The organism is Methanosarcina sediminis, assembly GCF_052056915.1.
Classification (GTDB): domain Archaea; phylum Halobacteriota; class Methanosarcinia; order Methanosarcinales; family Methanosarcinaceae; genus MTP4.
The window spans coordinates 190,655-214,913 of the sequence record NZ_CP195119.1 but is presented as its reverse complement, the minus strand read 5'-3'; the positions used below and the strand labels follow the sequence as shown (position 1 = coordinate 214,913).

Sequence of the window (24,259 nt, the reverse complement as noted above, 5' to 3'; positions counted from 1 at the left end):
CAGGAAGATGTTTTATACTTTCCTCAGTTATTTCACTATTTCCTTAGGGACATTTCACTATTTTCGTACAGTTATTTTGAGGTTTCTCGACCGATATTTCACTATTTCCTGACGGAGATTTCCCTATTTTCTGACCGATATTTTGCGATTTCCCGCATTAAAACCCCCGTCTCGATGCTGCCTTTTGGAAGCTCAGACCGGGTGATAAAGCCGTATCTTTATACTCCGGGTATTTTCGTGCTATATAGCAACACTAATAACCTCAGAACTTCATAGAGTAGGCAGGAAACAAAACCGTACACTTATTATATTTATTTATCTGACTGGGATGCAGAAGCATTCAGCAGGCTGAGACTTAAAAACCTCTAAATAATTCATAATAGTTTGACAAACCTGACAAGCGGGGAAAAAGAAAATGATAACATTGAATGAAGCGGATGCCATGGAGGTAGGCTTAACCTCGGTTGAAGAGGGGGATGAGAGCCGGGTTTTCCAGGCACTGGACTCCCTTACAGGAATTGCGGTCGACTTCATAACGGAAAATGAAGAGGCCGATGCCGAGAGGGTCATCTTCTCTATCGATGAGATCGCGGAGCTGGCTGCGGAGGCAAAACTCGAACTCGTTACGATCAATTCTATTCTGGCTATGGGGAACCTGGCAAAGGCAGCAGCAGAAAAGGGTTTTGAGTCCACAGCGGGAAAAACCGTTGTTTCGATAGGAAAACTCGGGAAGAAGGCTGTGAAAAGCGACCTAGGAACCGCCTCAAAGGTTGCGGTAACGACCCTGATGGAAATCAGAAAAGTCTCTTCCGGGCAGAGGGGTACGGAAGAAACGGTTACTATGGCTTTGCTCTTCAGGGAAATAGGTCTGGTTGCGGGCAAACGGGACATGGAAGAAGCGCTGATAAATGTGCTGACTTTCCTTGGAGAGGTCGGAAGAAATGTTGCCGGAGAAGGGCTTGAGACCGAATCTCTCAGTGTACTCCTCCTGCTGGAGGAACTTGGTGCGCTGGCTTCGGAAAAATACTTTGATGAAGCTCTCAGTTCAACCGCCATTTCGGTTGAAGAGATCGGAAAACTTTCCCTGAAGAAGGACATGCAGGGGGCTTTCCTCCAGAGCCAGTGGACGCTTGAGACTTTAAAAGTTCAGGCTGAAGAAAATGTCCTGACGAATTCTTCTATTGTGACGGAACTTGCCCTTGAAAACTTCGAAAGTGAAGGGGTTGCTGAAACAGATGAAAGCCTGGAGAAGCTGCAGAAAGTAAAGGAACTGCATGAAAAGATCCTTTCCAAAATGTGAAAATAGAAGAAATTGAGGAGATAAGTTTTCCTTTTCCTTTCCCTTTTCTTCTTCTTCTTCTTCTTTCATTCAAGTTTTTTCCTTTCTACCTTTTTTCTTTTCTGGCCCCCCTTTACTCCTTTATTCCTTTACTTTACCCTTCTTTTTCTCCCTTCCCGCCTTTCCTCCCGCCTTCTCCTTCTTTACTTTTTCGTTTTGGTGTCTTTTTTTCTCTTTATTTCTTCCGTTTTCTGTCCCTATTCTGGAATATGTCCCCCTTGCCGGGGTTGCTGCGTTTAACAGGACAAAAAAATGGAGGAAAATGAAAAATTTAATATCCTGCCCGGTCATAATTTATAGTAAAGGCTGCGGAATTGGAGGTGAAGTATGCCTTTAACAGAAGAAGCTCGGCTGCTTGACCAGGGATTCTCGGCGGTTCGGGCGAGGAATGAAGTGCAGCTCCTCCGGACGGTCGACGATCTGGGTGATCTCGGAATCAAATGTGTCGGGCAGTTCCCGGAAGCAGGTCCGGAAAAGGTGGTCTCCTGCATACAAACCCTCGGTGAAGTTGCGGTTGAAAAGGGACTGACAGTAGGTCTCCTTGATGCATCGGTTTCACTGGGAAGAATCGGACAGGAAGCGGCTAGAAAGGGGGTTGAAGAGACGGTCTTAGCTGTTGCATCGGCTCTTGTGACTCTCGGAAAAAAGGCATCTGATAGTGGAATGCCGGTATCTCTCAGGCTTGTGGCTACTACCCTGAAAGAAGTCGGAAAAGAGGCGGCCAGGAAGGGAATGGAAAAAGCCGCCATCACCAGCCAGTCTCTCCTGAAAGAAATTGCTACTTTTTCCGGGTGCGAGGACCTGGAAGTGTTCCAGGCTGATATCCCCTCGCTGATCCGGGATGTTGGAAAAAGTGCTGCAGGAGCAGGGCTTGAAAACGCTGTTATAAGTGCCGAACTCCTGCTGGAAGACGCTCAGATTGCGCTGAACTGGGCTCTGCTCAGGAAAAGGAAGAGCCTGTATAAAGAGCGGAGGATTTGCGAAGAAACGTGCACTCCCCTCTACTGTCTCGGAGAACTCGGAAAACTTTCCTCCCGGAGGAAGCTGGAACTTGCCGCTGCTCAGGCGGCTCTCTCTATAGAAACTGTCAGGAAGAACGCTGAGGCTGGTTACCTGGGAAATACCGTACTTTCGGCCGAGTGCCTGCTTGATTCTTTCCTGGACGTAAAGGTTCCGCGTGCAAAACTGAACCGGAATGCGGAGGAAATTAGGAGGTTGCACGAAAAGATTTATAGCCAGTTTGCTGAAGTCCGGTAAGGGTTACTTACAATCTTTCGAAAATGTTTCAATCTTTCGGAATTTTTTGAATACAGTTTTGAAAGATTTTCCGGAAACTTTCTTTTCAGAGGTATTTTTAAGGATTTTTTATCTTCATAAATGCCTTTTTACCCTTTTCCGGCTTCTTAATTTCTTTTTTAAGGTTTTATGCTCTTTTTTCAGGGATATTAGCCCCGGATATGCTGATTATATTTCTAAAAATATAGGAAGACTAATATCAGAGTAAACATATAGGATATCAGATAATTATCCAAAATCTAACCTTTCAAGCATTATTTGATTAAAAGGGGTGTAAATATGTTCACAATGAATGAACAGAAGGCAATTGAACTGGGAGAAGCAGGAATAAAGGCAGCCAGTGAAAGAAACGAATATGACGCTATCCAGAATATCGACTACCTCAGGGAACTCGGGGTAGAACTTATCAAAGGGGATTTAGAGAAAGAATCCAAAATGGTTGCCGTATACATAAGGAATATCGGTACCAAAGCTGCCCAGAAGAGGTTTGAAGAGCCTGCTACTGCTGCAATAGAAGCCCTGAAAGAGCTTTCGGAAATGTCACTTGAAAAAGGTTACTCCAATGCCCTCTGGTCGCTTTCAAGAGCCGTGCAGGAAGTGGGAAAGGGAGCTGCCCATTTCAAAATCGAGGTGCCTGCACAAAAAGCAGTTGGAGTCCTTGAAATAATAGGGCTCGGAGCCGTTGAGAAGAAAATGGAAGTTGTCACCCTCTGGACTACCCTCGCTCTTGAAGAAATCGATTTTGTCTCCAATGAACAGGAATTGCCTGAAATCGTGGCTGCAGCAAGGGCCGCCCGTGAAGCAATCATAAAGTCCTCGGAAGAAAAGGGCTTTGTTGCCAGGCAGCAGATAGAAGTCTACCCCAAACTTATCTACGATACCATCAAGAACTTCGGAGGCTATCAGGACCTCAGGCCCTCCAGCTATCAGGATCAGGCCAACGAAGCTTTTACCGAGGAAGAATTTTTCGAAGGGGAAGCCGAAAACGAGGATACCGAAGCCGGGGAAACTGAAAATAAAGATGAATAATCAGACGAGACCAGCACCCCTATAAGGCAGAAGAAAAATAAGAGATTTTTCAAGAAGGAATTATTCCTGCTTCACAGGTGGATGGCACAGCTCGTGACCGGTTTCTAAGAGCCGGTTTTCTTTTTTTAATTTTTTTTCAGACTTTTTGAAATTCTGTTCTTCTTTTTCAAGCTTCTCTTTTTCAAATCCTCTGGCAATTTCCAGAAAACTCTCAATTATTTTCAGCCCGTTGGGGGTTAGTACGGATTCCGGGTGGAACTGGAGGCCGTATATCGGGTACTTTTCATGCTCCACTGCCATGATGCTTCCGTCTTCTGCCCTGGCGGTTATCCTGATTCCGGGGGCTGGAGATCCGATTTCCAGGGAATGGTAGCGTCCGGCTTCAAATGTTTCCCCCATCTCTCCGAAAAGCGAGGAACCGCTGTGCCGGATCTGTGAACTTTTCCCGTGCACCGGGCCTCCCTTGCTTCTTCTGACCGTCCCACCGAATGTGAAATTGATCGCCTGGTGTCCCAGGCAGACCCCGAGCAGGGGAATTTCCGGTCCCAGTTCCCGGATGATGTCTATGCAGCTCCCTATATCTTTCGGATCCGCGGGGTTGCCAGGACCCGGGGAAATCACCAGCGCATCGGGGGCAAGAGCCCTTACCTCTTCTACAGTGACCGTGTTCGGGAGAACCACGGTATCTTTTTCAAAATATGAAATGTAATCCACAAGGTTCCATACAAAGGAATCCCTGTTGTTTATGAAAACCACCTTCATCAATAATGCCTCCTCTCAAGCTCCTTTTTTTGAATTCTCTTTCTGCTTTTTCGTCCAGGCTTTTCTCAGGCTCCGTCTTCTATCGCCCTTAGCATGGCAGCCATTTTCCTTTCGGTTTCCCGGAACTCGTATGCCGGGTCCGAATCCGCAACAATGCCGGCTCCTGCCTGCACGGAAGCAAGCTTCCCCCGGACAAGCACGGTCCGGATAACGATTGCAAAGTCCGCGTCCCCGTTCCAGCTGTAGTAACCGACTCCGCCTCCGTAGACACCCCTGGGGGAGTTTTCGAGTTCGGAAATGATCTCCATAGCCCGGATTTTCGGGGCTCCGGAGAGGGTCCCTGCGGGAAAAACCGCCCTGAAGGCATCGAACTGGTCACATTCGGGTCTGAGTTTTCCCGAAACCGTGCTTTCGATATGCTGGACATGGGAATATTTCAGGACCTTCATGAAATCGGAAACCTTAACCGAACCGCTTTCCGCAACCATCCGGACGTCGTTTCGTCCGAGGTCTACCAGCATCACGTGCTCGGCCCTTTCCTTTTCATCCCCGAGCATCCGGGCTGCCAGTTCCTCATCCTCGGCTCCGGTCTTTCCTCTGGGACAGGTGCCTGCTATCGGGTTTGTGATTACGGTCCGTTCGTGCACGGTAAGCAGGGTCTCGGGGCTTGCCCCGACGATTGCCAGGTCCCCGAACTCGAAGAGGTACATGTAGGGGCTCGGGTTGATTGCCCTGAGCCGGGTATAGAGTTCGAAAGGCGACTCTTTAAGCTGAAACTCCCGCTTCCTGGAAAGTACAACCTGAAAGATGTCCCCGGCAAAAATGTGTTCCTTTGCCTGGAGCACCGCCGCTTCAAACCCTGCTCTTTCCGACTCTTCCACACCGGGAACCGGGGCAGGGGGTGAAGTTCTTGAAATTGAGGCGGGGCTTTCCATAAAGTTTTCTTCGCTACCTTCTTCTTCTCCCTTTTCTTTTTCCTTTCCTTCTTCCCTCACTGCCTTTTCAAGCAGGGTGTACAGTTTTTCTGCCTCCGAAACTGCCTGTCCGTAAAGGGCTTCCGGGTCTGAGCCGGGCCTTATGAAGGGTGTGAGCACGATGTAGATGTCTCCTGTCAGGTGGTCGAAGACAAAACTTTTGGAAACCAGCAGGTACTGAAGTTCGGGAACATCGGACTCGAAACCTTTCCCGGTGTCTAACCAGCTGTCATAGATTGCATCATAGGCCGTAAAGCCGATTGCACCTCCCAGGAAGGTCTGCCTGTCAAAACGTTTCGAATTCAAAAGGCCTATCCCGTCTGCGGTGGGAAAAGCAAGGCGGAGGGCATCGAAGAGGTCTTTTCCGGGTGGGACTGCTGCCCTGATGGTATTTTCTCCCGTTTCCGGATCTCTGCAACCTTCCGTGATTTCCTTACGGACCTGCTCGAAAAGGCTGGAAGCCTCCTTTTTCAGGAGCTCTACACTGATTTCCCTGTCTTTTATGGTCAGCACGGCGTCCGGGTCGCTTCCGACAAAGGAGTACCTTGCCTTTGTCTTTTCTTTTTCCACGGATTCCAGCATGTAAGAGTAGCACGGGCAGCCTTCGCCCTTGTCTGCACTCTGGTCTTTGCCCTGCTTTTCTGTTCCCTGCTGGCCTGCGTCCTGTATCCTCTTCAGAGTCCGGTAAAGTTGCAGGGGGGTGAGGTTTCGGACCCGGGCTGAGTCCACTTTTGCCAGGAGCTGGACTATGGCAGGCTTTTCAAGCCCTGAGACAAGCTTTTCGAATTCTTCTTTTCCAAGGTCAAAGGAAAACATTGGCACACCTCACTTCTTCTATAAATTTCCGGATTTTCACGGGGTCTTTTTTTCCCTCAGTTTCGACCCCTGAGGCCGTGTCAACAGCATAGGGAAAAACGGTCCTGATCGCTTCTCCCACATTTTCGGGTTTCAGCCCTCCGGCCAGGATCAGGGGAAGGCGGCATTCCTTTGCAATTTGCCGGCTCAGAGCCCACTCGTGGACGCAGCCGGTACCGCCGGTTTTCCCGGCAAGCCCCGAGTCCAGGAGCACACTGTCCACAGTTCCGCTTTCTTCCAGCCCGCGGACCTCCTCAAGGAGCCGCTCGGCAAGGTTCCGGAGCTTTGAAGCCCCCAGGCCTGCAGGCACGGAGAGGGCTTTTATGATCGGGAGATCCGTATTTTCCCTCACTTTTTCCATTTCGGCAAAGGGAAGCCCGGAATGGACCTGCACGATGTCGGGCCTGACTTTTTCTATCAGGTCCAGGGCCTGGTTTGCGTTTTCAGGCATGATGACCATTACGGAGTCCAGGCACTTCGGGACCTTTGCGATCAGGGATGCTGCGGTTCCGGCGTCCAGTTTCCTGGGGCTTTCCACCGGGACCTCGGTGATAAAACCCACCGCATCAGCCCCTGCCCTTTCCGCAACTTCGATATCCTTTGGGGTTCGAAGCCCGCAAATCTTTACCCGGGTCTTTGGCCGGGTCTTTGGCCGGGTCTTTGGCCGGGTTTCTGGATTTGGGTTTTTCAGGCTTTTTTTCATGCCTTTTCCCCGGAGGCGGGGCTTAACGAAGGAGTGCTTGAAGAAGGCAGGAAGGCTTCTCCGCTGAGGGCGCTCCGCTTTTTGCCCTGTTCGTAAAGCTCGGCTGTGAAAGTTTTGAACTGGTTGAACTTGACCATGACCTTCCCGCTGTCAATGGCGTCCTCGGCAATCGGGATTGCCTGCCGGATGGAGCCCACGATCCCGCTGACGTAGAGGGCTGCGGCGGCGTTCAGGATCACAAGGTCCCTTTTTGGCCCTTTTTGGCCCTTGAAGATGCACAGCAGGTCCCGGGCATTTTCTTTCGGGGACCCGCCTTCGATGTCTTCGGGTTTTGCCCTGAGCATGCCCAGGGCTTCGGGGGTGAGGGTGTAGGTTGTGACTTCCCCGTTTTTCAGCTCCGCAACAAAGGTCTCGCTGATGTTCGAGATCTCGTCCATCCCGTCCCCGTGCACCACAAGGGCGTGTTCGGACCCCAGTTCCTTCAGGGCGTAGGCAAGGGGTTCACAGAGCTTTTTATCAAAGACGCCCACAACCTGCCCTTTTGCTCCTGCCGGATTGGTCAGGGGACCAAGGATGTTGAAAACCGTCCTGACCCCGAGTTTCTTCCGGACGCCTGCAACCCGCTTCATTGCCGGGTGGAAGACCGGGGCAAACATGAAGCCTATCCCGATTTCCTCAATGGTCCTCTGGACATTTTCGGGAGGAAGGTCCACCTTGATCCCGAGAGCGTCGAGCACATCGGAACTCCCGGCCATGGAAGTGACTGCCCGGTTCCCGTGCTTTGCAACCGGGACCCCTGCGGCAGCAGTTATGATTGCGGCTGCCGTCGAGACGTTGATCGTGTTCAGCTTATCCCCGCCGGTCCCTACAACGTCCACAAGCCTGAAAGGCAGGTCAGGCCGGATCGTGTTGGCGGCTGTTTTCATGCCCTTAACAAAGCCTGCGATTTCCCCGGGCTTTTCCCCTTTGGCCCGGAGAGCCAGCAGGAATTCCCCGATTTCCTCGTCTTCAGCCGTGCTCAGGATCTGCCCGAGCGCATCCTCAGCTTCCTCAGGACTGAGGTCCCTGCCTTCCTGCAACTTTTTTATGTATGCCTGCATTTCTCCCTGAGTTTTTTCCTTCACTTCTCCATCTATTTTTTCCTGCATTTTTCACCACTCCTTTTTTCTTCAGATTTTTTATTCTGATTTATCGGCTTCCAGTATTCCGTTTTTAAGCTCCCTTGCAAGGGTTTCCAGCCTTTCGTTCACGTTATTCCCCGATTCGATAATCTTGACAAATGCCGAGCCAACAATCACACCGTCGGCTCCGGCTTTTCTGATCTCTGCAGCCTGGTTGCCGTTTGAAACCCCGAACCCTACAGCTTTCGGGATGTCGGTTTCCACCCTGGCAAGCAGTTCCTTTGTTGCTCCCGAAACTTCGCTGCTTGTACCCGTGACCCCGAGCCTCGATACCAGGTAGACAAAACCCGAACTCCTTTCCAGGACCTTCCTCACCCTTTCCCCGGTTGTGGTGGGCGCGATCAGGAAGATCAGATCCAGCCCGTGCCTCTCGCAGCTTTCCCTGAGTTCGGAGGCTTCTTCCACAGGCAGGTCCGGAATTATCAGCCCGCTTATCCCTGCTTTCGCTGAACCTGCCACAAATTTCTCAATCCCGTACCTGAATACCAGGTTGTAATAGGTCATGCACACAAAGGGGATCCCGGAAATTTCGCTTCCAAGCTCCTCAACCAGTTCGAAGAAACGTTCCGTGTCCATGCCTGCTGCAAGCGCCCGCTGCCCTGCCGCCTGGATAGTCGGGCCGTCAGCAACAGGGTCCGAAAAGGGCAGCCCAAGTTCGATTATGTCCGTCCCGCCCCTGGCAAGAGCGGCAACGATTTCCCGGGTTGCTTCAGGAGATGGATCGCCTGCCATCACGTAGCTGACCAGGGCTCCTTCCCCCCTTGCTTTCAGTTCTGCAAACTTTTCGGATATGCCCGGTTTTCCGGTTCTGGCTGTCATTTCAGATCCAGTCTCTGCTTTCATTCCTGCTGACGTTTCAGTTCCTGTCCTGGCTTTAATCTCGGTACTCATCTTTCAGGCCTCCTTCATCTTGCTGAAGACAGTTTCAAGGTCCTTGTCCCCTCTTCCCGAGAGGTTTACTACCACAAGTTCCCCGAGTTCCCCGGCTTCGGCGGCTTTCTTCAGGTAAGCCAGCGCGTGGGAGGATTCCAGGGCAGGGATGATTCCTTCAAGCCTGCTCAGTTCGTGGAAGGCTTCAAGGGCTTCGTCGTCCGTGACATAGCGGGCAGTGACCCTTCCACTGTCTGTGAGATTGGCAAGTTCGGGGCCAACCCCGGAGTAGTCGAGCCCGGCTGAGATGGACTCGGATTCCAGGATCTGCCCGTTCCTGTCCTGAAGCACCTTTGTTCGGGCTCCGTGCAGGACACCTTCTTCCCCAACACAGAGGGAAGCTGAATGGAGAGCTGCCTTTTCAGTGCACTTCAGGGCTTTTCCCCCGGCCTCAACGGCAATCAGCCGGACATCCCGGTCTTCAGTGAAGGGGTGGAACATCCCCATGGCATTGCTCCCGCCGCCGGTACAGGCAATCAGAGAGTCCGGAAGCCGCCCTTCCTTTTCCATTATCTGCTCCTTGATCTCGCGCCCGATCACGCTCTGGAAGTCCCTCACGATCATGGGGTAGGGGTGCGGCCCAACAACCGAGCCGATCAGGTAGTGTGTGTTCTCCACGTTCGTAACCCAGTCGCGGAGCGCCTCGTTGATGGCATCCTTGAGAGTTTTTGATCCCGACTCCACGGCCCGGACTTCGGTGCCCATGAGTTCCATCCTGTAAGCATTCATCTGCTGGCGCTTGATGTCCTTTGCTCCCATGTACACCACGGTATCGAAGCCCAGGTTCGCTCCTACCATTGCAGTCGCAGTCCCGTGCTGCCCGGCTCCGGTCTCGGCAATCAGCCGGGTCTTTCCCATGTACTTTGCAAGGATCGCCTGCCCGATTGCGTTATTCAGCTTATGGGCACCCCCGTGCACCAGGTCTTCGCGCTTAAGGTAGATTTTTGCCCCGTATTTCTTGCTAAGGTTCCTGGCAAAGTAGAGCGGGGTCTCCCTGCCTCCGAAATCCTTAAGGTAATGGTCCAGTTCCTTCAGGAATTCCGGGTCGTTTTTGTACCGCTCGTACCCTTCCATCAGCTCTTCCAGGGCAGGCATCAGGACTTCAGGGACGTACTGGCCCCCGTATTTGCCGTACTTTCCCTTTGCCTGTGCCTTTAACCCTGCATTTGTCCCTGTTTCCTGGCTGGAGAGTTTTCCATGCCCCGGATTTTTGATCTGTGATTCTGAAATTGTAGTTCCTGTCAATTTGATTACTCCCTTGTCTCTTTTCACGGTTGATTTTTTGAAATTTTGATTCTGGAATTTTGATTCTGGAATTTTGATTCTGGAATTTTGATTCTGGAATTTTGATTCTGGAATTTTGATTCTGGAATTTTGAAATTCAGAAATTTGGATTCCGAAATTTTGAAATTCAGAAAATTTTCCAAATTTTTAAAATTTGAAGCAGCCCCGGATTTCTTCAAACCTGAAATCCGAAATTCACTGTTCAATAAGCTGTCACGGCTCCGGAGAGCCGGTAAAAAAGAGGTCAGCAGCGCCAGGCAAGGCTCTGGACAAGTTCTTTCGTTTTTTCAAAAACTGATTCGTTTTCCATTATTACGGACCCGACAAGTACCGCATCCGCCCCTGCATCGATTACCCTGCAGACGTCATCCGTCCCACGGATCCCGCTCTCGCTCACTATAACGTGATCTATCCCGTTTTTCCGGTCGTGTTCCCGGACCAGGGGTGCAAGCTTTTCGGTGGTTTCAAGGCTGATCTCCAGGGTTTCAAGGTTCCGGTTGTTGATTCCGATTACCCTTGCAGGGGTATCAAGAGCCAGTTCCAGTTCCTCTGCATTGTGGACTTCCACCAGCGGCTCAAATCCCTTTTTAAGTGCGAGATCAACAAAATCCAGGAGATTTTCCCCGAGGATCCCTGCGATCAGGAGGATGAGATCGCTTTGGGTTTCCTCAAGCTGGAGCCTGTCAATTATGAAATCCTTTCTAAGGACCGGCAAACAAACAGTCCTCCTGACGGCTTCCAGGTTTTCAAGCGAGCCCCGGAACACCTCGGGTTCGGTCAGGACTGAAATCGCAACAGCTCCAGCCTCCTCCATTTCCCACGCCAGCCTTGCAGCATCTCCGGGGAGGATCTCCCTGAAGGCTTTTCCCGGGGAAGCGGGCTTGACCTCCGCAATCACGGGTACCCTGCCTTCGGCTCTGGCATCTGCCACTGCCGAAAGGAAGTCCCGCCTCTGCATACATTCGGGCATCCCTCCAGGTCTAATTTCCGGTTCGAAAGCCCTTATGCGGGTTTTTGTTGTGTCGAGGATCTGCTGGATTTTAACGTGCATATGGCATCACTGTTGTATAATTATGTACAACAATGCTTAATATTGTCTTTTATATATAAAGGTTTTGGAACTGGGGAAGAAGAAACTGTAAAAATCGTCGAAAGATTTAGGTAATTTAACATTTATTGAATACAGTACATCTTTTTAAAAAAAATGAAAAAGATGGGTGGTTTTATCAAAATAACAAAATAGCCGGGAGTAAAATATGATGAAAAATAGGGAAGTTTCTGACAAAATCGAGCTCATAAAAAGTTACGTAAACAGTAATTCGGGAAAGTGGGTGGAGTCTCCACGGAATAAAGCCTTTGGCGAAAACAAAAGACAAAAATACCAGCTTTTTCAAAAAACTCCTGGCGACAAAATTCTCTTTAAGCTTGAATCTGGCAATCCATTATACATCGAGATTTGGAGATTCAAAGAAGCAGTAATATTTCTTGATGCGAGCAAAGGGCCTGTAAAGATTGGTGCCAGAATTTCGGAAAACTATCCCGGGATTTCTCTTGAAAGCCATCTAATAAAAATAGCAAAGAAAATATATAACCGAAGTTCTGATACAAAAACTGCACCCCATATTGCAGATTTGCTCGTTTTAGCGGGTATTGCAGAATTCAAACATATAGTTCCTGTAATGGGTAGAAAGGTTCAGGGAGTAAAATTAACGGGGGTTTGATTCCGGTTAAGCTCCTAAATCTTATATCTTCAGCAAATCCCCATACACCCTTAACCATTCTTTCCTTTCCTCATAATCCGGCAGGACCTTCTGCACCTCCTTCCAGAAAGCCTTTGAGTGGTTTTTATGCTTCATGTGGCAGAGTTCGTGGACAATGACGTAATCGATTATGGACATTTTAGCCATAACTACCCGCCATTGCCATTATGACCCGCCAGTTGAACCTAACCTTGTTTGTTTTTGAGCAGTTGGTCCACTTGTTTTTCAGGCATTGCTATTTTTCAGGTGTAAATTGTTTTCCGCTATGGATTTCTCCGCCTTCCACTTCCTTAAAAGCAGTGGTCAGGGAAAAGCCGCGCTAAAGCGCGGGACATGAACGGTGGAATACGGCATTCCGGTTGTTCTGGCATTTTTTTTCAGAATTCTCCCACAAATATTATTTTTATAATTATTTATCATACCTAATATGTATTACACATATCTTTTTATACCCCTAGTTATAATTATTTTCCAATTTGTATGTCAATCCTTGAGGAATCTAAAACTAAATGATGGTCATTCGAAAAAAGTGGAGCCATTAAAAACGAGTTTGTAGGCGGGCCTGGACAGGCCTTCCTCTGAAAATCTTTCATGGGGATACATTATGGATATCAAGAATGTTGTGGTAGATTACTGGAATTTCAGGTCGGCTTCTTACACTAACGGGATTTCCGGTTTTTGTGAAGAAGAACGGGATGCCTGGAAGCGGATTCTTTCGGATGCTTTGCCTCCGGGAAAGCGCCTGAGGGTCCTGGATGTGGGTACCGGTGCAGGCTTTCTTGCCCTGCTTTTTACGGAAATGGGGCATGAGGTCAGCGGGGTTGACATCTCGACAGGCATGCTTGAAAAGGCCAGGTCCAATGCCCGGGAACTCGGGGCAGACGTTAATTTTTCCCTGGGGGACGCAGAAAACCTCCCCTTCGAGGACAATTCCTTTGACCTCGTGGTAAACAAGTACCTGCTCTGGACTCTCCCCGAACCTCCCAGGGCCCTGGAGGAGTGGAAACGAGTCTTGAAACCCGGGGGACAGATCTATGCCATTGACGGGAACTGGTTTGATCCGGGCCTGCTGCCAGGGCTCAAGCGTTTTCTCAAGAGCTCTTTTAGAAAAGTCGTGAAAAAGGACAGGTGTCCCTCGTTTTTTCAAGAATGTTATACCCCGATCAGGCCCTTTTTGCCCCTTTACAGGGATATAAACCCGGAAAACGTTTCCGAGCTTTTCATGAGTTCCGGGCTTACGGAAGTAGAAGCCGATCCCCTGCTCGGGATCCGGCGCTTTGAGGATTCCAGGCTTTCCTTCCTCCAGAGGGTTTTCAGGGATTACCCGATCTTCCTGATCTCCGGGACAAAAAAGGTGGAAAAATCCTGACGTGCTTAAACAGTCTCGATATTTCTACAGGGTATTGCTAGAAATTGCCGCAACTCTGGATTCAACTCTTTTACAATTGGATTTTTTTCTTTTTTCTTATTTTTGTTAAAATATATCATACTACTTATCCCATATTTTAATATAATAACCTCGATTTTCGGCACCGTTTATTGATGAGTTTACCTGATCCCGAAAATATAGATAAACTTATATAATCACTCAAAAAAACAAGAATCTGTTTCTTTTAAAAAAAGGTTGAAACCGATGTGTGTAAAAATTTTAATAACTACCTCTTCGGGGGAACCCCAGCCCTATGAATAATATGAAGAATATCGAGATTAATGGCTATTCCTGGCCTTACGTTTTTTCCCGGCCCCTACAGCGGCAAAGCCAGCAGTTAGACAGCATCAGGAAACAAATCATCCAGTTTCATGAAAAAATAAGAGGCCTTGATGGCGGGAAAATGGCAGCTTTAAGCTCTGGCCAGCTTTTTGGCCTATTTTCAGAGCTGGACGCCCTCGGACATCTGGATCTCGATGAGGAACTTTGCCAGTACATTTTCAATGACCCTAAGGTCCACTCCCTGCTTCCTGATATCTATTCCAGGTACAGTAATTTTTTCAGCCTGCATGAGCGGCAGCTTACAGAAGAAATCCTGGGCTGTGAGAACCCCTGGGGGGCTCTGGAGACCTTTTCCCTCTACCCAAGGTATGAGTCCATGATCAGGGACTATGTTCGCAGCTGCCCCAAAGTTTCCACCCTTGCTTTCCTTGGCTGCGGTCCTCTCCCGATATCGCTTCTGCTCCTTGGCAGGCTCTACGGCATCCACTGCATAGGGATCGATTCTGACCCGGAAGCTGTAGCTTTTGCAACTCGCTGTGTGAAACACTTCGGGCTTGAAGACAAAATCCGAATAATCTGCGGGGATGAATCTGCCCTCTCCAGGCTTGAGTGGGACTCCGTAATGATGGCAGGCCTGGCCTGGCCGAAACAGCGTATCTTCAAAAACCTCCACTCCATGTTGAAGGCCAGGGAGAAAAAGGGCCTGGAAAAACCCGCTTCCATCTGCTACAGGGACTACACCGGCATGAGACAGCTCCTCTACTGGCCCGTAAGGGAAGAGTACCTTACAGGGTTTAAAAAAACAATGAGTATTCAGGCTGAAAGGCAGGTCAACAATACTCTGGTATTCCTGGAGTGTGAGTAATCTTATGGGTTCCATAAGTCCCCTTGTGGGTTCCATGAGTCCCGCCGGGCCTGAGGCAGACGTATTTTCGGAACTAAATAAGGAACTGAAAAGTATTCATTCGCTGGTAGGGGGGCTTGAGGCCAAAGAAATCCTCCTTGATCCCTCAGGCCGCCTGGAAGGCATATTTAAGAGGCTGGACAGGCTGGCAGCCCTTGAAGCTGAGGAAGTTCTGGCGGACAGTTTTCTCAAAACCCCGAAATTTGCTCCGGTACTTGACTCTATTTCCCGTTTTCGCTTCTTATACAATTTGAAACTTGAAACCGAGCAGGCAGAAAAACTCCTTGCAAGCCCCGCTCCCTGGGAAACAATCATAAATTTTACCTTCTATGAAAATTACCTGCAGCTTGCGAAAACCGAATACGAAGGTTCCGGCCTGAAACCCGGTGATTGTGTTCTTTTTCTCGGAAGCGGTCCCCTCCCTTTGAGCCTTATCGTCCTCTGCAGGGAGTATGCCCTCTCCGGCATAGGGATCGAGCAGGATGAGGCAAGGGCGGCTCTTTCAAGAAAGGTGATCGAATGCCTCGGGCTTTCCGATAGCATAGAAATTATTTCAGGAAACCATTTTTCCCTCCCCTTCAAAAAGCCTACGGACCTTGTCATGGTGGCGGCCCAGGCCGAACCGAAAGAGGAGATCTTCGGACACCTGGCAAAAGTCCTGCCAAAGGATTGCAGGGTTTCGTTTCGCATCTATGAAAAGGGCCTCAGGAAAGTCCTGGACAACAGTTTCCCACCCAAAATTCTGGCAGGGTTTGAAGAGTATCTGAGGGTTTCACCAGAGCCACCCGTGAATAATACGGTTGTGTTCCTTAAAAGGAACTGACTTTTGGGGATATATTGCTTGCTTTCTGTTTGAAAAAAATAAAAAATCATTCCGCCGTCGACACCATAAGTTTCACTGACTCGTATATTGAACCTATCAGCTCCGTTGTTTCCTCTTCCGCCCCCAGCGTCGAGTTTGCATTATCCATCATCTGCTGTGGAGGTTCGATGCTTTCGTTCAGCAGTTCCAGGCTTGCACTTATGGTTTCAACGATGGAATCATTGATGGAATCATTGAACGATTCTTTGATAGATTCATTGTAGGATTCATTTGCGAGTAATGCGTCAGTAAATGCCTCATCCGTGAAATTGTTTTCATCCATGATCTGCTGCTCCGAGCCCAGGTACGTAAGTACCGAGTCCATGTATTCTACCCCCTCACTCGTGCCTTCGATGGTCGTGGCGAGGAATGGGTAGTCCGAAACCCTTGAGCTCAGGGTGGCATTTATCAGCCTCGTGTTCAGTTCCGCCATTTCGAGCATCGAGACCATGAAATTGACAGCCCCTTCGACGGGGACTTCTTCGTTTTCCGTTGAATTCAGCTCTGCGGAATTTTTTTCATCTGAATCTGTTCCCTCGGAATCCGCTTCAACAGGATTTGTTCCAATAGGGTTTGTTCCAACAGGATCCGTTTCGGTTGAATAGGACTCTGCTGCGTTCTGTTCTGCGGAAGTCAGTGTCACGGAAGCATCCGTGACGCTCGTATCGGCCAGCGAAATCTCTCCCGATGAAGCCAGGAGTGCCCCGGCTGCGATAAAAGCTCCCAGAAATATCCCCCAGATGTAAAGCCTCCGGTAATTCTTCAGTTCAGCACCACCTGTACCTTCTATACCACAAGGACCTGCGTGAACCGATCCTCACTAAAAAATCAGATGGAGCTGCTATAAATATCCGATTTTTATGGGTGGATTTATTATATTTGGAAAGATTTGAACACTGAAAAAAAGACGGATTTTGGGGGGTTTTCGTTTATTTTTCCGGGAATTTCGGGCTTAGATGCCGGAATTGCGCTGAAAATTTTGACGGCAAATAAAAGTATAAAAATCGAGTGTTGAAAAAAATAGTTAATTTTATCTGACGGATAGAATAAGAATAATTATTATACTGTTTTAAAAATGGAAACGTTCGGTTATTTCTGGCAAGTAAATTGTGCTTATTCAAGATTTTCCGTAAAAACAACAGCGTACAAAGTTGCGGGCACGTTTGACTACCAATATGCCCAGAAGTTCATCAATTTTTTGTTCCCGAAATTTAATGTTCAACATGCCCCGCACATGCGGGTAGGACTTATACATGGACCGACACATTAAGAAAACTAAGACACTGGTGAAACTGGCAAATTGAGAGTGAAATTGAAATGACTAAACTATAGTCAATGACCCAAATTTTTTCACCGATCTCAAGTGAAAGTTAAACCACTGAAAGCACGGAAAACACGGAATAAAGGAAATAGGGACACAATCATTCCGTGCTTTCCGTGTCTTCTGTGGTTATATACAAGTGTAAGTATTTACGTCCGGGACTTAAACCGAACCTTTACCCGAAGAGCGAAATCATCCCCTTTATGCTTTCAAACATCTCGAGGATAAGCGGGGTGGTGGCGTTCGCTTCTCCCAGAGTTGAGTTGGCATGCTCCATCATTGAATCCGGGGATTCCAGGCTCTTGTTTATCCTTTCAAAGCTTTCGTTAATGGAATCCGTGCTGACATTTGTCTCATTTACACCCTGGGGTCCCGAGCCCATAACCACAAGCATCGAATCAACCGCCGCAACGCCTGAAGCGCTACCTTCAAGGGTGGGAGCAAGAAACGGACACTCGGAAACCCTGTGAAGGTCGGGGTATTCGTGACCCTCCGCGCTCCCTTAGTAATAAAAATGAAGGTGGTTGAATCAAAATACCAAAATAGCCGGGAGAAAAATGTGATGGAAGATAGGGAAGTTGCTGCCAAAATCGAGCTCATAAAAAGTTACGTAAACAGTAATTCGGGAAAGTGGGTGGAACTACCCGCCAGTTGAACCTGACCTGGTTTGTTTTTGAGCAGTTGGCCCACTTGTTTTTTAAGGGCTGGATTGCTTTTCAGGTACGGATTTTTAGGTACGGATTTTTAGGTACGGATTTTTCCATCTTACATTTCCTCAAAACAGCGGTCGGGGAAAAGCCGCGCTAAGGCGCGGGAAATGAACGGTGAAATACAGTATTCCGGTCGCTCTGGTTTTTCCTCTATTCCCTTCCCATATTTTTACCCGGTTTCAGAGGTTATATTGGGGTAAAAGATACGGATTATAATCATTATGATCTAAATTCTAATCTTTTACCAGGGTTTTTCTCAGGTCCGATTTCCCCGAAACCCGTATATTTTTTGATCACACAGTCCTGAGAAGCCCTCTCTATATCTCAACTTTTCTGGGCTTTTTGTTCATCCTGACAGCGGCTTATCTTGTGAGCTAGGTCCGGGACGCAGAAGAGGTCCCTGCAGAGTCCCTCATCTCCCCTTTTGCCGGATTTATTCTGTTCCTTTTCGTGAAAGAAAGCTTCCAGAGGTGCAACCGTTGGAAGGGAGGGTTCTTCCCCTGCCCTGTACCCGTAGATTTCCTGAAGTTTCACCGCAAAAGAATGCATAAAAAGCGCATTCGGGATATCCATGGGACATAGTTCCTCACACTGCCCGCAGTTGATGCAGGAATCAGCAACAAGGGAACAGCGAAGCGCATGGAACGCAAAAGCAGGGGGCACCTTTCCGGAACCGTCTAATTTAAAATCGGATGGTTTTGCATAGGGGAGGGCAGGACAGACTTCAATGCAGGCGTAGCACTTGATGCAGCGGGAAGTCTCATCAATCAGCTGCTTAAAACCGGCTTTTCCTTCTCCCAGAGCACGGAAGTCTTTTTCCCTCCATTCCTCTGCCAGGTTCAGCATCGACTGCTCTATTTTACCCCGGATCTCCAGCCCTTTCGGAACGGGTGAAAAAGCCTCGATAGCTCCTGAGGCTTCAGCTTTTTCAAGCAACTCTGCACCCTTTGCGCTGCAAACCTCAACAAAAGTTGCTTCCGTGCCAATAACGCCCCATTCCCCACAGGCAAGGTCGGCCTGTCGTGGGATTTTCAGCTTGCAGCGCCTGCAGTTGCTCCTGCGCCCATAGCCCTCCTCCTCAAGTTCGTCCATGGGCACCGAAAATTCCCCGTCAGGAGTCCTGAAGATGAACTTACCCTTTGAAATCCTTTCCTTTTCAACCGAATCGGGGTCCACTCCAAACTTTTCTACAGCCATTTTCCTTGCCATTTCCGGACTGATTGAGCCTCCGCAGTTCAGCCCCAGCATGAGGATATTTTCTAGCCTTACCTCTCCCCGCTTTGCAAGCTCGTAAAGCCCCATTACATCGCAGCCTTTCAGGGCAACTGCAACCCTCATGTCCTTTGCCCCAACCAGGTAACTGCTGAAAAGCCTGGAGAGAAGAAGAGTCCCGCAGTGCAGGGAACCCAATATTTCCAAAATTTCCTCCGGGTCTGTGATCAGCACCGGAACAGCTTCGTAGAGGTCTGCACCTTTCCTGACCCCAAGTACTGCGTCCACGCTTCCGCTTTCCAGGGCGAACTTCAAAAGGGCTGATACCGCACCCCCTGATTCGCCTTTTTCCAGGAACTCCGGGTCGCAGGTCCGGACATAAAACATGTCTCCTTTCAAAGTTTTCAAAGTATTCCCTCCATTGGTTCTACCAGATCAGCATGCTCTACTGGCTCTATTTTCTCGATCCTGGCCGCACAGGCCTTGTACTCCGGGATCTTTGCCACGGGGTCAAGGGCTCCGCTGGTCAGCAGGTTGGCCGCACATTCCTTGAAATGGAAGGGGATAAAAACAACCCCGGGTTTTATGTCTTCCGTAACCATTACAGGGATTTCGATTTTCCCCCTCCGGGAAAGTACGCGGACTTTTTCCCGGTTACTTACTCCAAGTTTTTCCGCATCCTTCGGGTGAAGCTCCACCCAGCCGGTCCTGACTTCGGAGTCCAGGGTTTCGGACCTGCGTGTCATGGTTCCGGTGTGCCAGTGCCAGATATTCCTCCCTGTGGTAAGGATAAGGGGATATTCCGCATCCGGGACTTCGGCAGGAGGCTTCCATTCTACGGCGGAAAACTCCCCCAGTCCGTCCGGGGTGGCAAATTTTTCGGTATGCAGGATGGGTGTCCCCGGATGGGACTTGTCCGGGCAGGGCCACTGGAGAGAGTCAGGGTTTTCGAGGCGCGCGTAGCTCATACCCCCATACTGGGGAACAACCTTTGCAATCTCCTCAAAAACCTCAGCTTCGTTAAGGTAGCAAAACTGCGGCCTGTACCCCATACGCCCGGCAAGTTCGCAGATAATGCGCCAGTCTGCTTTAGCTTCTCCCGGCGGGTCAAGGGCTTTTCTGAGCCGCTGGACACGGCGCTCGGCGCTGGTCTGAGTCCCGTTTTTTTCTGCATAACAGGCTGCAGGCAGGACGACGTCAGCAAACTTTGCGGTCTCGGTCAGGAAAATGTCCTGTACGACCAGGAAGTCCAGGTGTTCCGGGGCTTTTCTGATCCTGTTCAGATCCGGATCCGAGAGCATGAAATTTTCTCCTATAACGTACATGCACCTGACCGGCGATGTCCCTTCAGCAAGCTCTTCCATCAGCTCTGTGACCGTGACTCCCGCTTTTTCAGGAAGTTCTCCGGCTCCCCAGATAGATTCAATCTTCCTGCGGATTTCAGGATCTGAGACTTTCCCGTACCCGGGATATACGTCCGGCAGGCAACCCATGTCGCAGGCGCCCTGTACGTTGTTCTGCCCCCGCAGAGGGTTGACCCCTCCTCCGGGAATGCCAAGGTTTCCGGTCAGCAGCATCAGGTTTGCAGTGGACTTCACGTTGTCTACCCCCACCGTATGCTGGGTGATGCCCATAGAGTAGAGAAGTGCAGAAGGCTTTGAGTGGGCGATCCACTTAGCTGCGGTTTTTAAGTCTTCCTCAGGCACTCCTGTGATTTTTGAAACATTCGGCAGGGAATAGGCCTCCTGCATGACAACGGTTTTCATTGCTTCAAAATCTTTTGTCCTTTTCGCGATAAATGCCGAATCTTCCCAGCCGTTTTCTATGATGTGGTGCATTAGCCCGTTCAGGAGAGCCACATCTGTTCCCGAGTACATGGAAAGGTAGAGGTCCGCCTGTTTTGCCGTGGGTGTAAAGCGGGGGTCCGCATAGATTATTTTAGCTCCCTTCTTCTTTGCAAGCATTACCCTCCTGCCTATAAGGGGGTGCTGCTCGAAGGTATTGCTCCCGATAATGAAGATGCATTTAGACTCTTCCAGGTCCGCAATTGAATTCGTCATGGCTCCAGAACCGAAAACTGCAACAAGGCCAGCGACTGTAGAGGAGTGGCAGAGTCTTGCACAGTGGTCGACGTTGGAAGTTTTAAGGACAACCCGGGCAAATTTCTGCATAAGGTAGTTGTCCTCGTTTGAGGTCTTTGCCGAAGAGAGGCAGGCAATTTCCTCAGGGTGAAAAGTAATGAATTTTCCTGCAACCAGATTCAAAGCTTCTTCCCAGGTCGCCTCCACAAGCTGCCCGTTTTTCCTGACCAGCGGCTTTACAAGCCGGTCCTTGCTGTGGATGAACTCGTGGGCATACCTGCCCTTCTGGCAAAGCTTCCCTGAATTAACAGGAGCCCGTTGCCGGGGCTCGATGCCTGCAGCCCTTCCATCTATTACCACAAGGTTAAAGCCACACCCTGTTCCACAGTAGGGACAGGTTGTGGGCACGTATTTCAATTCCATGTTTTTCCGTCCTATAAGTTACGCATTTGGCCCTCAACATACCGTTTTTAACAACCTCGTACCTACATAAATTAATTTGATGTGTATAGAGGGTCATTTAAATATGCTGTCACTGCTTCTCTGATAATTTTTGTTTTGCTTTCAAACGAGGATATACCCGTTTTGATTCTTTGTAATTCCAGTCTGAGAAAAGCTCTTAATGAGAACATTATATGTGCTCTCGTGTCTGGAGGTTGCCTTTGAAGTAGGCAAGTAAAGGAGTTATGGGTAGAAGCATCATCTACAGAATGAGAAAATCTGGCGGCTTCAGTACAGCTATAAACGTTAGATGCCACAATGAGAAAATCAATGTAATCAATGTCAATACACTTGGATGGATTTATACCATAACTTCAATTATGGTTTTCTCCAATTATGGTTTTTTATATGTCTCCACTTATTACTATTGTCGTTAGTATATTTCAAAGAATATGAAGTTTTTGGCCTTTCAAGTGCGTAAGTCCTACTCCCCATAAACTGATGGATCTGATGAGCCGTTAAGCATGAAATATTGATTAATCCTTCATAACTATTCAGCCATACCTTTAGTAAAAGTAAAAAACTCCCCCAGCCTTTGAAGAAGGATTAGGTTGCTTTGGCTAAGTTTACGGAGGCATCCCGTAACTAATAAAAAATAAGATTTGGATTATTAATTCCATTTGAGCGAAGTACGGTGAAGCTAAACGGTTCTCTAACCTTTGAATAGTAACTCAGTAAGCTATTGGGGGCTAATATCCTTTCACCCGAAAACCGCCAGCATCCCCTTTATGCTTTCAAACATCTCAAGGATCATCGGGGTGGTGGCGTTTGGTTCTCCCAGGGTTGAATTGGCATGTTCGACCATGGAATGGGGGGATTCGAGGCTGTCGTTTATCCGTACAAAGCTCTCGTTGATGGAATCCGTACTGACATTTGTTTCATTAACACCCGGGGGTCCCGAGCCCATGACAACGAGAATAGAATCAACCGCGGTGATACCCGAGTTGGTCCCTTCAAGAGTAGGTGCAAGGAAAGGATACTCGGAAACCCGGGACTCCAGGGTCCCGTCTATGAGCCTGAGGTTCAGGTCAAGCAGTTCCAGCATTGAGGTCAGGAAACGGAAATTCAGGTCCATGCCCGGGTCAAGGATTTCCGTTAAATTGATTTCAGGTGCGACATCTGATACATTTGATACATTTATTTCTTCATCGGTTCCATTTTCGTATTCTGAAATAATCTCTGCTGAAGCCGGAAACGCGATTGCTGTTGCTATGATTCCTGCAATTATACACAGGCAAAATGCCTTAAATATGTCCATACAAGCGGCCCCCACCACTATTTTTGAAAATTCATTTGCAATTAATTTGCAATTTATTTGCTATATTAAAATCAGAAAAAATATTATATGAAGTTGAGGATTTATACAAATTTTTTATATAAGTCTGGTTTCCAACAGCCTCCTCATGAGGCATAATCCTCATTATAAACACCACTTTCTCCCTAACATACTTCCAAATATGAGTAGGTTTCAATGTCTAAATAATCAATAATTTTAAAAAGAAGAAGAACCTGCATTCAATTATAATATATATTACAAGTTCAATAAAAAAGTTTAAATTGTCTATATTCATATTAAAAATTATTAATCTGCGGTACAAATAATACCAGGGCAACTCCTTTCAGATACAACAATATCACTTCCCCTTAATTTGGAAATTCGACTCCAACAGGAACTGCGGGGAGTCAGGAATTAAACACATGAATAAATTTATGACAACTTACTTCTCGAACCAAAATAGCAAAAATGCCCTGACTAGACGACCAATGGATAAGTTTTCACAGCTCGGATACAGAAAGCTGAAATCCAAAAAATGGAATCTTATGGCTTTCCGAGCGCATTTTTGAAAGTGGAATTGAAAAGTACTCAACTATACTTCTTGAAAAAGTAAAAACTTTATATAATATATCTTTTTTAAAAAAAAACTACTGATTTTCCCTCAATATTTTTTTGCAACGGAGCCAAAACCCGACACAGGTAACCTTCTGCCAAAACACAGCTCATTATAAACAAACATAATTAGTCCGCTTGAGCGAAGCGCAGCGTAGCGAAACGGACAGCGTACTGCCGAGCCGCAACTCGGCTGGCGAAGGATTTACATGTAAGATATGCATACAACGCACAAAAAACAAAAGTAAACACAAAAACAAAACATGGAATATAAAGTTATACAGAGGTATTAAAATGGTTGTATGGAAGGGAAAAAAAGCAATTTTGCACACCAACATGGGTGACATCACAATCGAACTGTACGGAGACATGCCGATTACCGCAGGGAACTTCGCAAAGCTCGTAAGTGAGGGCTTCTACGACGGCATTATCTTCCACCGCGTCATTGACGGTTTCATGCTCCAGGGCGGAGACCCCACAGGCACGGGCATGGGCGGCCCGGGATATGAAATTCCGGACGAGTTCACCAAAAACAACCGGAATGACAGGGGCACCATCTCCATGGCAAATGCAGGCCCCAACACCGGAGGCAGCCAGTTTTTCATCAACCTGGTTGACAACAACCACCTGAACAGAGGACACCCGGTTTTCGGGAAGGTCGTCGAAGGCATGGATGTAGTCGATAAGATTGGGAAAGTGAAGACCGGCCGCAACGACCGCCCTACGAAAGAAGTGAAGATCGAAAAAGCCGAGCTCGTTTGAGCCCCGGTTTTTTACTTTTCCTTTTCTTTTTATTCAATTTACATCTTCAGTTTCCGTTTTTAACTGTTGTCATCAATTTTCGTTTTTAGCTTTCGTCATCAGCCTTACTTTTCAATTTTCGTAACCAGCTTTACTTCTCAATTTCCTTCTAATTACAAATTTTTGTAAAAGCCGGTCGTCTACGACGACCGGTG

The 24,259-nt window shown here is 48.3% G+C and carries 20 protein-coding genes and 3 pseudogenes; 8 read left to right on the top strand and 15 right to left on the bottom strand.

The annotated features are described in order from the left end of the window. Positions 1–415: 415 nt before the first annotated feature. A complete protein-coding gene (locus tag ACSAZK_RS00905; protein ID WP_440955563.1) occupies positions 416–1,300 on the top strand; it encodes a hypothetical protein in 885 nt (294 codons plus the stop codon). Between the two features lie 120 nt (positions 1,301–1,420). Here the strand turns inward: ACSAZK_RS00905 and ACSAZK_RS00900 are convergent, their stop codons facing one another. Beyond that, a complete protein-coding gene (locus tag ACSAZK_RS00900) occupies positions 1,421–1,630 on the bottom strand; it encodes a hypothetical protein (RefSeq protein ID WP_440955562.1) in 210 nt (69 codons plus the stop codon). Between the two features lie 36 nt (positions 1,631–1,666). Between ACSAZK_RS00900 and ACSAZK_RS00895 the strand changes: the two genes are divergently transcribed. After that, positions 1,667–2,596, top strand: coding sequence for a hypothetical protein (locus ACSAZK_RS00895; RefSeq protein WP_440955561.1), 930 nt, complete (start codon positions 1,667–1,669; stop codon positions 2,594–2,596). 318 nt (positions 2,597–2,914) lie between these two features. Then, a complete protein-coding gene (locus ACSAZK_RS00890) occupies positions 2,915–3,664 on the top strand; it encodes a hypothetical protein (protein ID WP_440955560.1) in 750 nt (249 codons plus the stop codon). Between the two features lie 171 nt (positions 3,665–3,835). On the opposite strand, the pseudogene ACSAZK_RS00885 reads toward ACSAZK_RS00890, so the two are convergent. From ACSAZK_RS00885 to ACSAZK_RS00855, 7 genes and pseudogenes are all read right to left on the bottom strand, one after another. Beyond that, positions 3,836–4,426: pseudogene (locus ACSAZK_RS00885) on the bottom strand (aminodeoxychorismate/anthranilate synthase component II); the annotation flags it as partial. Positions 4,427–4,491: 65 nt separating this feature from the next. Beyond that, entirely contained in the window at positions 4,492–6,216 is a 1,725-nt protein-coding gene (gene trpE, locus ACSAZK_RS00880) for an anthranilate synthase component I (protein ID WP_440955559.1), read from the bottom strand. Continuing rightward, entirely contained in the window at positions 6,203–6,958 is a 756-nt protein-coding gene (locus ACSAZK_RS00875) for a phosphoribosylanthranilate isomerase (protein ID WP_440955558.1), read from the bottom strand. The genes trpE and ACSAZK_RS00875 overlap by 14 nt, the downstream gene beginning before the upstream one ends. Beyond that, a complete protein-coding gene (trpD, locus tag ACSAZK_RS00870; protein ID WP_440957071.1) occupies positions 6,955–8,058 on the bottom strand; it encodes an anthranilate phosphoribosyltransferase in 1,104 nt (367 codons plus the stop codon). The genes ACSAZK_RS00875 and trpD overlap by 4 nt, the downstream gene beginning before the upstream one ends. Positions 8,059–8,136: 78 nt before the next feature. Beyond that, positions 8,137–8,958, bottom strand: a complete 822-nt coding sequence (gene trpA / locus ACSAZK_RS00865; RefSeq protein ID WP_440957070.1) for a tryptophan synthase subunit alpha — start codon at positions 8,956–8,958, stop codon at positions 8,137–8,139. 75 nt (positions 8,959–9,033) lie between these two features. Further along, entirely contained in the window at positions 9,034–10,314 is a 1,281-nt protein-coding gene (trpB, locus tag ACSAZK_RS00860) for a tryptophan synthase subunit beta (RefSeq protein WP_440955557.1), read from the bottom strand. A 283-nt stretch (positions 10,315–10,597) separates the two neighbouring features. Further along, positions 10,598–11,404, bottom strand: coding sequence for an indole-3-glycerol-phosphate synthase (locus ACSAZK_RS00855; protein ID WP_440955556.1), 807 nt, complete (start codon positions 11,402–11,404; stop codon positions 10,598–10,600). A 205-nt stretch (positions 11,405–11,609) separates the two neighbouring features. On the opposite strand from ACSAZK_RS00855, the gene ACSAZK_RS00850 reads away from it, so the two are divergent. Continuing rightward, positions 11,610–12,074, top strand: coding sequence for a hypothetical protein (locus ACSAZK_RS00850; protein ID WP_440955555.1), 465 nt, complete (start codon positions 11,610–11,612; stop codon positions 12,072–12,074). A 21-nt stretch (positions 12,075–12,095) separates the two neighbouring features. Here the strand turns inward: ACSAZK_RS00850 and ACSAZK_RS00845 are convergent. Further along, positions 12,096–12,263 (bottom strand): annotated as a pseudogene (locus ACSAZK_RS00845) (M48 metallopeptidase family protein); the annotation flags it as partial. A 454-nt stretch (positions 12,264–12,717) separates the two neighbouring features. Between ACSAZK_RS00845 and ACSAZK_RS00840 the strand changes: the two are divergent. The 3 genes from ACSAZK_RS00840 to ACSAZK_RS00830 all read left to right on the top strand — a co-directional run bounded on the left by ACSAZK_RS00840 (position 12,718) and on the right by ACSAZK_RS00830 (position 15,551). Then, positions 12,718–13,482, top strand: a complete 765-nt coding sequence (locus tag ACSAZK_RS00840; protein ID WP_440955554.1) for a class I SAM-dependent methyltransferase — start codon at positions 12,718–12,720, stop codon at positions 13,480–13,482. Between the two features lie 313 nt (positions 13,483–13,795). Further along, positions 13,796–14,689: a nicotianamine synthase family protein gene (locus ACSAZK_RS00835; RefSeq protein ID WP_440955553.1), complete on the top strand. Its 894-nt coding sequence runs from the start codon at positions 13,796–13,798 to the stop codon at positions 14,687–14,689. 4 nt (positions 14,690–14,693) lie between these two features. After that, on the top strand, positions 14,694–15,551 hold the full coding sequence (locus ACSAZK_RS00830) for a nicotianamine synthase family protein (protein ID WP_440955552.1): 858 nt from the start codon (positions 14,694–14,696) through the stop codon (positions 15,549–15,551). Between the two features lie 46 nt (positions 15,552–15,597). On the opposite strand, the gene ACSAZK_RS00825 is transcribed toward ACSAZK_RS00830, so the two are convergent. The 6 genes and pseudogenes from ACSAZK_RS00825 to ACSAZK_RS00800 all read right to left on the bottom strand — a co-directional run bounded on the left by ACSAZK_RS00825 (position 15,598) and on the right by ACSAZK_RS00800 (position 22,673). Next, on the bottom strand, positions 15,598–16,233 hold the full coding sequence (locus ACSAZK_RS00825; protein WP_440955551.1) for a hypothetical protein: 636 nt from the start codon (positions 16,231–16,233) through the stop codon (positions 15,598–15,600). Between the two features lie 853 nt (positions 16,234–17,086). Further along, positions 17,087–17,305 (bottom strand): hypothetical protein, encoded by a 219-nt coding sequence (locus ACSAZK_RS00820; protein ID WP_440955550.1) that lies wholly within the window; start codon positions 17,303–17,305, stop codon positions 17,087–17,089. A gap of 640 nt (positions 17,306–17,945) precedes the next feature. Then, the gene (locus tag ACSAZK_RS00815; RefSeq protein ID WP_440955549.1) at positions 17,946–19,241 is read right to left on the bottom strand and encodes a Coenzyme F420 hydrogenase/dehydrogenase, beta subunit C-terminal domain; all 1,296 of its coding nucleotides are present in this window, start codon (positions 19,239–19,241) and stop codon (positions 17,946–17,948) included. Next, on the bottom strand, positions 19,238–21,337 hold the full coding sequence (gene fdhF, locus ACSAZK_RS00810; protein WP_440955548.1) for a formate dehydrogenase subunit alpha: 2,100 nt from the start codon (positions 21,335–21,337) through the stop codon (positions 19,238–19,240). The genes ACSAZK_RS00815 and fdhF overlap by 4 nt, the downstream gene beginning before the upstream one ends. A gap of 71 nt (positions 21,338–21,408) precedes the next feature. Next, a pseudogene (locus ACSAZK_RS00805) lies at positions 21,409–21,561 on the bottom strand (IS701 family transposase); the annotation flags it as partial. A gap of 554 nt (positions 21,562–22,115) precedes the next feature. Continuing rightward, the gene (locus tag ACSAZK_RS00800; RefSeq protein WP_440955547.1) at positions 22,116–22,673 is read right to left on the bottom strand and encodes a hypothetical protein; all 558 of its coding nucleotides are present in this window, start codon (positions 22,671–22,673) and stop codon (positions 22,116–22,118) included. Between the two features lie 924 nt (positions 22,674–23,597). Between ACSAZK_RS00800 and ACSAZK_RS00795 the strand changes: the two genes are divergently transcribed. Beyond that, positions 23,598–24,065: a peptidylprolyl isomerase gene (locus ACSAZK_RS00795; protein ID WP_440955546.1), complete on the top strand. Its 468-nt coding sequence runs from the start codon at positions 23,598–23,600 to the stop codon at positions 24,063–24,065. The last annotated feature ends 194 nt before the right edge of the window (positions 24,066–24,259 follow it).

Coding starts and splice junctions, on each gene's coding strand:
- ACSAZK_RS00905 (WP_440955563.1), top strand. CDS start 416: ATGATAACATTGAATGAAGCGGATGCCATGGAGGTAGGCTTAACCTCG.
- ACSAZK_RS00900 (WP_440955562.1), bottom strand. CDS start 1,630: ATGACCGGGCAGGATATTAAATTTTTCATTTTCCTCCATTTTTTTGTC.
- ACSAZK_RS00895 (WP_440955561.1), top strand. CDS start 1,667: ATGCCTTTAACAGAAGAAGCTCGGCTGCTTGACCAGGGATTCTCGGCG.
- ACSAZK_RS00890 (WP_440955560.1), top strand. CDS start 2,915: ATGTTCACAATGAATGAACAGAAGGCAATTGAACTGGGAGAAGCAGGA.
- trpE (WP_440955559.1), bottom strand. CDS start 6,216: ATGTTTTCCTTTGACCTTGGAAAAGAAGAATTCGAAAAGCTTGTCTCA.
- ACSAZK_RS00875 (WP_440955558.1), bottom strand. CDS start 6,958: ATGAAAAAAAGCCTGAAAAACCCAAATCCAGAAACCCGGCCAAAGACC.
- trpD (WP_440957071.1), bottom strand. CDS start 8,058: ATGCAGGCATACATAAAAAAGTTGCAGGAAGGCAGGGACCTCAGTCCT.
- trpA (WP_440957070.1), bottom strand. CDS start 8,958: ATGACAGCCAGAACCGGAAAACCGGGCATATCCGAAAAGTTTGCAGAA.
- ACSAZK_RS00855 (WP_440955556.1), bottom strand. CDS start 11,404: ATGCACGTTAAAATCCAGCAGATCCTCGACACAACAAAAACCCGCATA.
- ACSAZK_RS00850 (WP_440955555.1), top strand. CDS start 11,610: ATGATGAAAAATAGGGAAGTTTCTGACAAAATCGAGCTCATAAAAAGT.
- ACSAZK_RS00840 (WP_440955554.1), top strand. CDS start 12,718: ATGGATATCAAGAATGTTGTGGTAGATTACTGGAATTTCAGGTCGGCT.
- ACSAZK_RS00835 (WP_440955553.1), top strand. CDS start 13,796: ATGAATAATATGAAGAATATCGAGATTAATGGCTATTCCTGGCCTTAC.
- ACSAZK_RS00830 (WP_440955552.1), top strand. CDS start 14,694: ATGGGTTCCATAAGTCCCCTTGTGGGTTCCATGAGTCCCGCCGGGCCT.
- ACSAZK_RS00820 (WP_440955550.1), bottom strand. CDS start 17,305: ATGCTTGTGGTTATGGGCTCGGGACCCCAGGGTGTAAATGAGACAAAT.
- fdhF (WP_440955548.1), bottom strand. CDS start 21,337: ATGGAATTGAAATACGTGCCCACAACCTGTCCCTACTGTGGAACAGGG.
- ACSAZK_RS00800 (WP_440955547.1), bottom strand. CDS start 22,673: ATGGACATATTTAAGGCATTTTGCCTGTGTATAATTGCAGGAATCATA.
- ACSAZK_RS00795 (WP_440955546.1), top strand. CDS start 23,598: ATGGTTGTATGGAAGGGAAAAAAAGCAATTTTGCACACCAACATGGGT.